9 protein-coding genes are annotated in these 11,520 nt (G+C 57.4%); 8 read left to right on the top strand and 1 reads right to left on the bottom strand.

From position 1 onward, the window contains the following. The first annotated feature begins 32 nt into the window (after window positions 1–32). Together ABD796_RS25410 and ABD796_RS25405 are read left to right on the top strand one after the other, a co-directional pair. Window positions 33–1,673: a helix-turn-helix domain-containing protein gene (locus ABD796_RS25410; RefSeq protein WP_344913273.1), complete on the top strand. Its 1,641-nt coding sequence runs from the start codon at window positions 33–35 to the stop codon at window positions 1,671–1,673. 129 nt (window positions 1,674–1,802) lie between these two features. Beyond that, on the top strand, window positions 1,803–2,789 hold the full coding sequence (locus tag ABD796_RS25405) for an ABC transporter substrate-binding protein (RefSeq protein ID WP_344913271.1): 987 nt from the start codon (window positions 1,803–1,805) through the stop codon (window positions 2,787–2,789). Between the two features lie 83 nt (window positions 2,790–2,872). Here ABD796_RS25405 and acnA read toward each other — a convergent pair whose 3' ends face one another. Further along, window positions 2,873–5,590, bottom strand: coding sequence for an aconitate hydratase AcnA (gene acnA, locus ABD796_RS25400; protein WP_344913269.1), 2,718 nt, complete (start codon window positions 5,588–5,590; stop codon window positions 2,873–2,875). A gap of 316 nt (window positions 5,591–5,906) precedes the next feature. On the opposite strand from acnA, the gene ABD796_RS25395 reads away from it, so the two are divergent. From ABD796_RS25395 to fabI, 6 genes are all read left to right on the top strand, one after another. Next, entirely contained in the window at window positions 5,907–6,938 is a 1,032-nt protein-coding gene (locus tag ABD796_RS25395) for an amidase domain-containing protein (protein ID WP_344913267.1), read from the top strand. 53 nt (window positions 6,939–6,991) lie between these two features. Then, window positions 6,992–8,128, top strand: coding sequence for a D-alanine--D-alanine ligase (locus ABD796_RS25390; RefSeq protein WP_344913265.1), 1,137 nt, complete (start codon window positions 6,992–6,994; stop codon window positions 8,126–8,128). 62 nt (window positions 8,129–8,190) lie between these two features. Next, a complete protein-coding gene (locus ABD796_RS25385) occupies window positions 8,191–8,508 on the top strand; it encodes a hypothetical protein (protein ID WP_344913263.1) in 318 nt (105 codons plus the stop codon). A 45-nt stretch (window positions 8,509–8,553) separates the two neighbouring features. Then, entirely contained in the window at window positions 8,554–9,369 is an 816-nt protein-coding gene (locus ABD796_RS25380; protein ID WP_344913261.1) for an alpha/beta hydrolase, read from the top strand. Between the two features lie 235 nt (window positions 9,370–9,604). Beyond that, window positions 9,605–10,573, top strand: coding sequence for a UV DNA damage repair endonuclease UvsE (gene uvsE, locus ABD796_RS25375; RefSeq protein WP_344913259.1), 969 nt, complete (start codon window positions 9,605–9,607; stop codon window positions 10,571–10,573). A gap of 62 nt (window positions 10,574–10,635) precedes the next feature. Then, the gene (gene fabI / locus ABD796_RS25370) at window positions 10,636–11,406 is read left to right on the top strand and encodes an enoyl-ACP reductase FabI (protein WP_344913257.1); all 771 of its coding nucleotides are present in this window, start codon (window positions 10,636–10,638) and stop codon (window positions 11,404–11,406) included. The last annotated feature ends 114 nt before the right edge of the window (window positions 11,407–11,520 follow it).

Raw genomic sequence — 11,520 nt, 5'->3', positions numbered from 1 at the left:
ATCGTTATCAATTGAGTGGGGGCGGGATACGGGTGGTTACGGAAAGCTTGCGGCGCGATGATGCTTACGCTCTACCGATCGGGGAGCTTCGATTCGGTTTGACTCGAATGGAGAAAATAAACGACTTGGAAGAAGGGGTGTCATGGTTGTCCCCCGCCGATCCGAATACCTATCTGCTTGTTGCGACCAAACGGGACAATGTGCAATTCGCGATAAACGGCCAGATGCTAAGCTTGAATAGGGGTGCTTTCTTTTTCGGCTTGCCGGGACAACGGGTCGACTATTTGGGCGGCCCACAGGATGAGGCGGAAGCCGGCTACGCCCTTCTATTCGAGCAGTACGGCAACCGGCTCGAACAGGATGGAATCGTGCGCATGCTGTCAACCGATAACGCAAACGCCACCACATGGCATGACTGCACCGCTTTTGTCCTGGATTTGTGCGAATCGGCTTATCGTCATTGGCACGAGCCTTCCAGTCTGGAGCGGTTGCGCGGTCAGGCGGCGTTTTATGAGTTGATGTATAATCTTCTTTCCGAACTGGCTTCGTCAAAGGAACAAGGCATTCATTCCGCTCTGGATGCGACCCGAGCCTACCTGGACGCAAACTTCGAGGAGAATATTTCGATCGAAAGTCTGGCGCAGCGCATAGGTGTGAGCTCCCGACACTTCCGGCGGTCGTTCAAGGAGCGATACGGGGTCAGCGCGACCGATTATGTAACCGAACTACGCATGTCCCGCGCAAAGCGGTTGATGGAAGTTTCGCCTCAGCCCATCGGAGAAATCGCACGTCATGTCGGTTACCAAGACGAGAGTCATTTCCGGCGTATGTTCAAACAGCAAATGGGAATCTCTCCGTCCGTTTATTTGAAAAACCGGCAATTGAAAGTAGCCGCCTGCAGCTTTCCGAATATAGGCCAGTTGCTACCACTTCATGTCATTCCGTTTGCGGCGCCGATCGATCACGATTGGACTAATTATTACCGCAGGAAATTTCATACGGACGTCCAGTTTCCGCTTCGCCATAACAACGAAATCAATCGCAGAATGCTTCAGGCGGCAAAGCCGGATCGCATTATCGCCATCGACGCTTACGGATCGGCAGAGTTTCAGCGGGGGCTCGGGGAAATTGCACCGGTGCTGGTCATTCCGTGGCGAACCCGGAGTTGGCGGGAACATCTGCTGCTGACCGCTTCGTTTCTGGATAAAACGGAAGAAGCGGCGAGTTGGTTGGCAGCCTATGACGAGAAGGCGGAGCAAGTGTGCGAGCTTATGGAACGTATAACCCGCCGGGAAGAGGTGGATATCCTCCTGATCGACCGGCACGATTGTTATCGTTTCAGCGATGCGGCCGATCCCGAATCGTGGAGCGGGGGCCGTTTGCCGTTTGCTCCCGCACGTCACAAAGCGGCAATAGATCCGGCGTTCGTGAAGCTGCCGACGGCGGAATCCGACGGCTCCGACGCAGGGAGAATCATGGTGATGTTGTCGGAGGACCGCCAGTCGCGGCTTACTTGGGGCGCTTTGCAGCAGTCGAACGGCTGGAAGAAGCGAAGGGCGGTCCGGTATGGCCGCGTTCATACGGTGTTGGCCGGCCCATGGTTCGAATATACGGCTTACAATCATGGTGCGATACTGGATCAGGCTTTACGGGCAATCAAGTCGTTCTCATGAGCGGGAATGTCCGTTTCCGCACTGAATTTGGTCCGATCGGTTTCTAGGCGGGCGATCCATCCGGCGCTATAATTTTCATTGACGATAATAATCATTATCAATTAAAGAGAAGCAAAGGGGAAATGGATTGTGACGAAGCTTTATCGACCAAGCGTGCTTTATGGGATCATCGTCCTGATCACGATCACGCTGCTGGCAAGTTCATGCTCGGCAAGGATGGAGTCGGGAAAGACGGCGACAGAGGACGAGGAGGGCAGCGGCGGTGCCCGGACCAAAACGTTCCAAGCCGTCAACGGCAACATAGAAGTGCCGGAAAAACCTGAGCGGATTGTTACGCTTGCCCCCAACTATGCCGGCTATTTGCTGGCGATGGGGATTAAACCGATAGGCGTGCCGGACTTTACATTCGGCAATCCGTACTTGAAGCCAAAGTTGGAAGGTGTGGCGAATCTGGGGGCGAACGCGGCGACTGAGCCGACGGTCGAGCAGATTTTGGAGCTGAAGCCCGATTTGATCATTGCATTGACAACATTAAAAAATACCGAACAATTGCAAAAAATTGCGCCTGTCGTCACGTTCGAGACTGTAAAAAACAACAAGGAACTGCTGCTCGATCTCGGCAAACTAACGAACCGAGAAGCGGAGGCGAAGGCGTGGCTTGCGAAGTGGGAAGCCGGTATCGACGGCTACAAATCGCAAGTTCAGTCCATAGCCAAAGGGAAAACATTCTCGATCCTATATCCGTCGGCCAAAGGAATCTATGTATTCAGGGAAGGTTACGGCAGGGGAACGGAAATTTTGTACGGCGATTTCGGGGTCGAAATGCCGGAGGCGGCAAAACGCGCCTTCGAGCCGGGGAAAGGCTTCGTGATGGTCAGCTTGGAGAAGCTGCCCGAGCTTGCCGGCGATTATATATTCGCCTCTCCATGGCTTGGGGACGCCGCCGGAGCCGCAACGGTTTACGAAAGCGCCATTTGGAAAGGGCTTCCGGCCGTTAAGGAAGGCCGTGCGTATCAAGTAGACTACAACATCTTTACGTTCAGTGATCCATACTCGTGGGAAGGCCAGCTTGACATTATTTTGGACAAGCTGCTGCCTGGCCGTCAAAAACAGTGATATCTTTTGCAGCAAAAAGAAAAACCGGAGCTCGGGGTAACCCGGGCTCCGGTTTTGTCACTGCACTTGGCAGCGGATCGTAATTACTTGCTTTCCTTGATCAGCTGGCGAAGCACCGTTTGCAGGATGCCGCCATTGCGGTAGTAATCCACGTCGACCATGCTGTCGAGGCGAACAATGGCATCGAATTCGAAGGTCGAGCCGTCTTCGCGGGTCGCTTGGACGCGAACCGTTTGACCCGGCTGAACGCCGTTGTCGAGTCCTTGGATGTCGAACGTTTCGCGGCCGGTAATCCCGAGCGTTTTCCAGCCGTGGCCTTCCTGGAATTGCAGCGGCAGAACGCCCATGCCGACCAGGTTGGAGCGGTGAATCCGTTCGAAGCTTTCAGCGATAACCGCTTTGACGCCGAGCAGGAACGTACCTTTGGCCGCCCAGTCGCGGGAGCTGCCCGTGCCGTACTCTTTGCCGGCAATGACGACGAGACTCTTGTTCTTATCTTGATACAGCATCGATGCGTCGTAGATGGACATGACTTCGCCGTTAGGCAGATAAGTCGTGACGCCGCCTTCCGTTCCCGGAGCAACTTGGTTGCGGATCCGGATGTTGGCGAACGTGCCGCGCATCATCACTTCGTGGTTGCCGCGACGGGAGCCGTACGAGTTGAAGTCTTCCTTCTTCACGCCGTGCTCGAGCAAATATTTGCCTCCCGGGCTGTCGGCCTTGATGTTGCCCGCAGGGGAGATATGGTCCGTCGTAACGGAGTCGCCCATAAGCGCCAATACGTTCGCGCTGCTGATCTCGTTGATGTCGCCCACTTCTTCGCCCAGGTCGATGAAGAATGGAGGCTCTTGAATGTAGGTCGATTCTTGGTCCCACTCGTACAATTCGCCTTGCGGTACCGGAATTTGATTCCAGCGCTCGTTTTGCGTGAACACGTGCTCGTATTTGTCGCGGAACATTTGCGGCGTCAGTGCCGTAGCAATGGCAGCCTTGATTTCCTCGTTGGTCGGCCAGATGTCTTTCAGGTAGACCGGCTCGTCGTTGCCGTCATAGCCGATCGGATCGTTAGCCAGGTCGATGTTGACCGTGCCGGCGAGCGCATAGGCGACGACAAGCGGCGGCGAAGCCAAGTAGTTGGCTTTGACTTGAGCGTGAACGCGTCCTTCGAAGTTCCGGTTGCCGGAAAGAACGGCCGCCACGGTCAGGTCGTTGTCCGCGATCGCTTGGCTCACTTCGTCCGGAAGCGGACCACTGTTGCCGATGCACGTCGCGCAGCCGTAACCGGCCACGTGGAAGCCGAGCGCCTCGAGCGATTCGATCAAGCCGGCTTTCTCCAAATATTCGGTTACGACGAGCGAGCCCGGAGTCAAGCTGCTTTTCACGTAAGCCGGTTTCTTCAAGCCGCGTGCGACCGCTTTTTTGGCGACCAGACCGGCGCCCAGCATAACGCTCGGGTTGGAGGTGTTCGTGCAGCTCGTGATGGCCGCGATGACGACGGCGCCTGTGCCGAGCTTCGTCGTTTCCCCGTTCGGGTGCTTCACTTCGGCCGTTTGTTCGATCTTGTCCTCGCTCAGGCCGTATCCGCCCTTGTCGATCGGAGTGCGGATAATATCGTTGAACGCGTCCTTCATGGCCGTCAGCTCTACGCGGTCTTGCGGGCGCTTCGGTCCGGCAAGGCTCGGCACGATGGTCGACAGGTCGAGCTCGATCGTATCGGTGAATACCGGGTCAGGCGTTTCGTTCGTACGGAACATGCCTTGAGCTTTATAGTAAGCCTCGACGAGAGCGATCTGCTCCTCCTCGCGGCCGGTATTGCGCAAGTAATTGAGCGTCTCGCTGTCGACCGGGAAGAACCCGACCGTAGCGCCGTATTCCGGAGCCATGTTGGCTACCGTAGCGCGGTCCGCGAGGCTGATGTTGCTCAGGCCGGAGCCGTAAAACTCGACGAACTTGCCGACAACGCCTTTCTTACGCAAAATTTGCGTAACGGTCAGCGCCAGGTCGGTTGCCGTCGCGCCTTCCGACAAGCTGCCGGTCAGCTTGAAACCGATAACTTCCGGCGTTACGAAATAAAGCGGTTGACCGAGCATGCCGGCTTCCGCCTCGATGCCGCCAACGCCCCAGCCCACGATGCCGAGACCGTTGATCATCGTCGTATGGGAGTCGGTGCCGACGAGCGAGTCCGGGTACACTTCCGTTTCGCCGTCAACCGTCTTCGTTGCGGCAACTGAAGCCAAATACTCCAGATTAACCTGGTGAACGATACCCGTTGCCGGAGGAACGGCGCGGAAGTTGTCGAATGCCGTTTGAGCCCAACGCAGGAAGCGGTAGCGCTCTTCGTTTCGTTCGAACTCCACGTTCATATTGTACTCGAGAGCGTCTTTGGTGCCGAAAGCGTCAACCATGACCGAGTGGTCGATAACGAGGTCGACCGGAACGAGCGGGTTGATCCGTTTCGGATCGCCGCCGGACCGCTTCATTGTGGCGCGCATGGCAGCCAGATCGACGACGACCGGTACGCCGGTGAAGTCCTGCAGCACGATACGAGCCGGAATGAACGGAATTTCTTTATTATCGTCGCGGCCTTCCGCCCAGCCGGCGATTTGCTTGACATGCTCGTTCGTAATGGCGCGTCCGTCGAATTGGCGAACGGCGGCCTCCAAGAGCACCTTGATGGAGAACGGCAGGCGGTCGATATTGTCGAAGCCTTTGCCTTCCAGCGCTTTCAGGCTGTAGTAGTTGTACGGCTTGCCGCCGACGGCAAGCTGGGTCCGCACGCTGAAATGGTCAGTTCTGGACATAGGTACAAGCCTCCTTAAACGTTAGGGTAGCCGGGTTTCCCCGGCTGCGCCGTTTCACTGTATGAAACGTGATTTCAAAATTGCTATGTCTTTAGTATACCGTCTCTTCGATATGCAGTAAAGTTTTTTTTGTCCGTTTTTGCGGCTTTTCCGGCATTGGGCCGCCTGCGTTTCGGGAATATCGGCACAGGCTTGTCCGACGGCATTTTTGCGTGCTGCACATTTTTGCCGCAAGCGGAACATACATTTGAAAATAGCGCTTGAAACAAGACTTACAGGCGAGGGGGCCTGTTTACGAACATAAGGAGGGATCGTCATGTTCGCCAATTGGAAATCGGCCGTATACGAATATGCGCAACGCCGCAACCGATTGGAAATCGAAGGCGATGCGGGCGAGCAGCTGATGTCTATCGTTCGCGACGACCGTTTCGTCCGCAAGCTCGATGTCCGGCTCCGGCGCATGAAGGCCGGACGCAAGGCGAGACGGGCGGAGCCGCTGCGCAGCGAGACCGGGCTGAAAATCCGCAATACCGACGACTTCGGACAGGAGGCGTACGTCGAGCTGGAGTTTCGCCGCAGTATGGAATACGGGCAGGAAGGGCAGTCGTTTCGCGAGGACCGGATGGATGTCGAGCTGCTCAAGATCGCCCAGCGCGGCAAGCAGTGGATTATTGCCGGAGTGGAGCCGATGGCGACAGAGAGAAGAGGCTCTTCGGCCGCGCCGCCTCCTTTCGTCCAAACTGATCAGGAGGAGCCCGATCCCTCCGCCGGCCTGGTACGGCCGGCTCCGTTCCTTAGTCCGCTCGTATCGGCCTCCTCGGGGTTCCGGCCGGTCAGCCGCGTCCGCGAATACGAACGGGAGAAAGCGCGGCGGTATGCGGAGAAGTGGTGGAACGGCACCGAGCCGCAGTATGCCGAGCTGGAATCGGACTGCACCAACTTTGTTTCTCAATGCCTCTTTGCAGGGGGCGCCCCCATGAACTATACTGGAAAAAGAGAATCGGGCTGGTGGTACCAAGGCAAGGACGGAAGCAAGGAATATTGGAGCTACAGTTGGGCTGTCGCTCACAGCCTGCAGGCATTTCTCACCTCGAGCAAGGGCGGTCTGCGCGCGGATGTAACGGATTCCCCGCACAAGCTCGCCATCGGCGACGTCATCTGCTACGACTGGGACGGAGACGGCCGTTTCCAGCACAACGCGATCGTAACCGGCTTCGACGCCGCGGGCATGCCGCTTGTCAACGCCCATACGACGAATTCGCGGATGCGCTACTGGGATTATCGCGATTCGTACGCCTGGACACCGAACACGCGCTACCGGTTTCTACATATTGCAGACTCTTTTTAATTGTAGCATTCGGCAAAATACGGGTTTCCTATTCATATACGACGGAGGTAGCCATGAACAGAAAAATTCGGCTCGGCTTGGTATACGGCGGCAAATCGGGCGAGCATGACGTATCGCTGCAAACCGCCATGGCCGTCATCCGGGCAATCGATCATACGAAATACGAGGTTTATCCTTTCTATATTACGAAGCAGGGCGAATGGCGATCGGGCGCTTTGCTCGCCGGTCCGGTGGACCGCTTGGAGCTGCTCGTGCAAGAAGCAGGCCCGTCCGGGGAGGCTGCAACTTCTTCCGCAAGCGCCTCCGCGCTGCAGCCTTTCTTCGGTACGATCCAGCCGAGCGGGAGCGGGCAAGGAGAGTCGCAAGCTCCGCTCGATGTGGTGTTCCCGCTCCTCCACGGCACGTTCGGCGAGGACGGTACGATCCAGGGGCTGCTCGAAATGGCCAACGTGCCTTATGTGGGAGCGGGCGTGCTGGCTTCCGCCGTTGGCATGGATAAAGTAATGATGAAGAAAGTATTCGCCCAGGAAGGGCTGCCGCAATGCGTATTCCGCTATTTTACGCGCACCCAGTGGGACAAGGACCGCGCTTTCTTCCTGATGGAGATCGAAGTATCCGTCGGTTATCCGTGCTTCGTCAAGCCGGCCAATCTCGGCTCGTCCGTCGGCATCTCTAAGGCGGCCAATCGCGACGAACTGATCGAAGCGGTAAATTTGGCCTTCCGCTATGACCGCAAGGTGATTGTGGAAGAATACGTGGAAGCTCGCGAGATCGAGGTGAGCGTGCTGGGCAACGAGGAGCCGCAGGCGTCCGTGCCGGGCGAGGTGGTGTCGTCCAACGATTTTTACGATTACCGGGCCAAATATATCGACGGCAAGTCCGCGATGATCATACCGGCGGAAATACCGGCCGAGAAAGCCGACGAGATCCGCGAATGGGCGCTGCGGGCGTTCCAGGCAGTGGATGGAAGCGGACTGTCGCGGGTCGATTTCTTCCTGCGCAAGTCGGACGGCGCCGTCTTTATCAATGAAATCAATACGATGCCGGGTTTTACGCCGTTCAGCATGTATCCGCTGCTGTGGAAAGAATCGGGCAAGCCGTACAGCGAGCTGCTGGACGACTTGATCCGGTTGGCGATCGAACGGCATGCCGCCAAGCAGACGATCCGCTACACGTTCGACGCCGACTGATGCGCCGGACAGACCGGCGCGCGAAGCACCGGGGGACCAACGTATAAGGAGGAGGGCTGGGGATGGGGTTTCAAACCGAATTCAATTCCGTATGCAAATTCAAGTCGGACCAGGAGCTGTATGAACTGCTCGAATACGGCCGCGGTAAAATGGTGAAGCAAGGGTTCCGCGTCTACCCGACCGGGCAAAAGGTAATCGCCTACTCGCTGGCGAACGAGGCGGTGGCGATCGTCAAGATAGTCGTTTCGATCGCCGAAATCAACTTCCAGGGCGAAGAAGTGACGGAAGTGGAGATGGAACTGGTACGCAAGCTGACCGAAGAAGAGGCGCGCGTGCAGACCGCGCTTGCTCACGAAATGTTTTTCGGCGGGAGAGCATAACCCGCCGGCATTTTTCAGACGTTGCGGAGAGGCAGGAATTAGGAAATGACCATTCATCTATGGCCAGAAGAAGCGCCTTATCAGGCGGGGAATACCGTGGAGGACCGTCCTCGTCTGGTCGCTTTCCCGGTAAGAGGCGACACGCCGTCAGGCTGCATTATCATTTGTCCGGGAGGCGGCTACTCCAACAGAGCCGCTCATGAGGGCGAGCCTATTGCGCAGTGGCTCAATTCCATCGGGGTGGCAGCGTTCGTGCTGCATTACCGGGTCGCCCCTTACCGCCATCCGGCTCCGCTGGAAGACTGCCGCCGGGCGATTCGCTGGGTGCGCAGTCATGCGGCCGAATACAACATCGATCCGGGCAAGATCGGCATACTCGGCTTCTCCGCCGGGGGACATGCCGCCGCTATGGCCGGTATCTACCACGAGCCCGGTCGCGCCGATGCGAACGATCCGATCGAGCGGGAGAGCTCCCGTCCCGACGCGATGATTCTTTGTTATCCGGTGATTTCGTTCGTACAAGCCTATCATGCGGGTTCGCGGAAAAATCTGCTTGGCGAAGATCCGGAACAAAGCTTGTACGAGCAGTTGTCCGGAGAGCTGGCCGCCAATGCGGAGACGCCTCCGGCGTTTCTGTGGCATACGGCGGACGATGCGCCCGTGCCGGTAGAGAACAGTCTGAATCTTGCACTGGCATTGAGCCGGCACAAAGTTCCGTTCGATCTGCACGTCTACGAGAGCGGGCGTCACGGGCTCGGCTTGTCCGAAACCCACCCCGAGGCTTACACGTGGACGCTCGAATGCGCCAATTGGCTGCGCAAGCGTGGGATCGCCCCGCAAGCCGTCAATATGGCAGACTAAGAGCGGCTCTTGAAGCGCTCTTTTGAAACATACATAAGAAATACGGCTGCGGACAAACGGAATGCTGCAGCCATACCAGCATGTATCGGTACCCATTCGGGCACCCTATCGGCAAAACGACTGCACGATGCCGTCATGTGATATCAACCTTACCTAGCGGCAAATGTTCCGCCGTCCGTTAACGGTTAAAGGGCGACTGCGTCAGCGTGCACCGATCCGATAGGAGGGTCCCGGCTTGTTCGTCAGACTTGGATATGTGGCGATGTCGACGCTGGTGGAGAACGCTTCGCCTTCAAAAACGATGACCGCCACCAACTTCGCCAAAATCGCCGACCGCGAAGCGGCTATCAACAAGCTGGAGAGGCTCGCTGCGGATAATTTGCACAATACGCTCCGGCTGCTCCGGCATAACCGGGCGTACGATATCCGTCTGTATAGGTTTTCCTCCAAGCTGATCCCGCTGATCGGGCACGAGCTGCTGGAAGGATGGGATCCTTTCCCGGCCTTGGCGGAGCCGTTTCGCGCCGTCGGCGATTATGTCAAGGAGCACGGCATGCGCGTCAGCTTCCATCCCGATCACTTTACGGTTCTCAGCACGCCGCGGGAAACGGTGCTGCGCAATTCCATCGACGATCTGGGCCGGCATTTGCGGATGCTGGAAGCGATGGGACTGGACGAGCGCGCCAAATGCAATATTCACGTAGGCGGCACTTACGGCGATAAGGAGCAGGCCGGAGAACGCTTCGTCGCGCATGTCAGCGAACTGGATGAAGGCATCCGCCGACGGCTTACGCTGGAGAACGACGACAAGACGTTCACGGCCTTGGAGACGCTGAACCTGTGCGAGCGGGTCGGGACACCGATGGTGCTCGATATCCATCACCACGACGTGAACCCGGGGATGGAGACGGTCGAGCAGTTATGGCCGCGCATTGCCGTCACCTGGACCGGGGAGAAGATTCCGCCCAAAATCCACATGTCCAGCCCGAAAAGCGACAAGGACCCGCGCGGTCATGCCGATTACGTGAACGCGGGCAAGCTGGTCGAATTTTTGCGCAAGGCGGCCGCTGCCGGTACCGAGAGGCTCGACGTCATGCTGGAAGCCAAGATGAAGGATTCCGCCTTGCTCCGGCTGATGGAAGAGATTGCGGTGCTGCCCGGCGTCGTGCTCGCGGGTCAGGCGTCATTCCGGATCGAGGTTTAACTTAACCCGCTGTTGAAAAAATAAGTTTTCATAATTTCATGGTTGAGAGGGGAAACGAAACGATGAGTCAATTGCTTGCCAATAAAAATATATTGGTCATGGGGGTTGCCAATGACCGCAGCATCGCCTGGGCGATCGCGCAGTCTTTGGCCGGGCAAGGCGCCCGTCTGGCGTTCACGTACGAGAACGAGCGGGTAGAGGAACGCGTTCGCAAGCTGGCCGACACGATCCCGAATTCGGTCGTCCTGCCGTGCAACGTTACCGTCGATGCCGAGATCGATACGTTGGCCGAGGCGCTAAAGACGGAATTCGGCGTTCTGCACGGCTTCGTACACAGCATCGCCTTCGCGCGCACCGAGGAGCTGGAAGGGCTGTATGTGGATACGTCCCGCGATGGCTTTGCGCTGGCGCACGATATTAGCGCCTATTCGCTGACGGCCGTAGCCAAACGCGTATACCCGCTGATGACCGAGGGCGGCAGCATCATGACGATGACGTACCTCGGCGCCGAGCGCGCGATGAAGAACTACAATGTTATGGGCGTCGCCAAAGCCGCGCTGGAGGCGAGCATCCGTTATTTGGCCAACGATCTGGGCCAATTCAACATCCGCGTCAACGGCATCTCCGCCGGGCCGATCCGCACGCTGGCCGCCAAAGGCATCAAGGACTTCAATTCGATCCTGCGCCAAGTCGAAGAGAAAGCCCCGCTTCGCCGTACGACGGAAACCGCCGAAGTCGGCGATACCGCGATGTTCCTGATGAGCCATCTGTCTCGCGGGGTTACCGGCGAAGTCATTCATGTCGACAACGGCTATCATATTATTGGAGTATAAACCGAATACGAAGGCAAGGCCGCTTACCGGGACAAGCCGGGCGAGCGGCTTTTTCCTTCCGCTGGAGCCCTCTTGACCGGGCCTGGCCTCTAACCGACTGATCCAAGGAAAAAA

The sequence above is a fragment of the Paenibacillus hodogayensis genome, from assembly GCF_039536325.1.
GTDB classification, from domain to species: domain Bacteria; phylum Bacillota; class Bacilli; order Paenibacillales; family NBRC-103111; genus Paenibacillus_AB; species Paenibacillus_AB hodogayensis.
This window is presented reverse-complemented; position numbering and strand designations above follow the sequence as displayed.

What these genes read in the sequence shown, in the direction of transcription:
- acnA (WP_344913269.1), bottom strand. Translation starts at nt 5,590, where the DNA reads ATGTCCAGAACTGACCATTTCAGCGTGCGGACCCAGCTTGCCGTCGGC.
- ABD796_RS25395 (WP_344913267.1), top strand. Translation starts at nt 5,907, where the DNA reads ATGTTCGCCAATTGGAAATCGGCCGTATACGAATATGCGCAACGCCGC.
- ABD796_RS25390 (WP_344913265.1), top strand. Translation starts at nt 6,992, where the DNA reads ATGAACAGAAAAATTCGGCTCGGCTTGGTATACGGCGGCAAATCGGGC.
- ABD796_RS25385 (WP_344913263.1), top strand. Translation starts at nt 8,191, where the DNA reads ATGGGGTTTCAAACCGAATTCAATTCCGTATGCAAATTCAAGTCGGAC.
- ABD796_RS25380 (WP_344913261.1), top strand. Translation starts at nt 8,554, where the DNA reads ATGACCATTCATCTATGGCCAGAAGAAGCGCCTTATCAGGCGGGGAAT.
- fabI (WP_344913257.1), top strand. Translation starts at nt 10,636, where the DNA reads ATGAGTCAATTGCTTGCCAATAAAAATATATTGGTCATGGGGGTTGCC.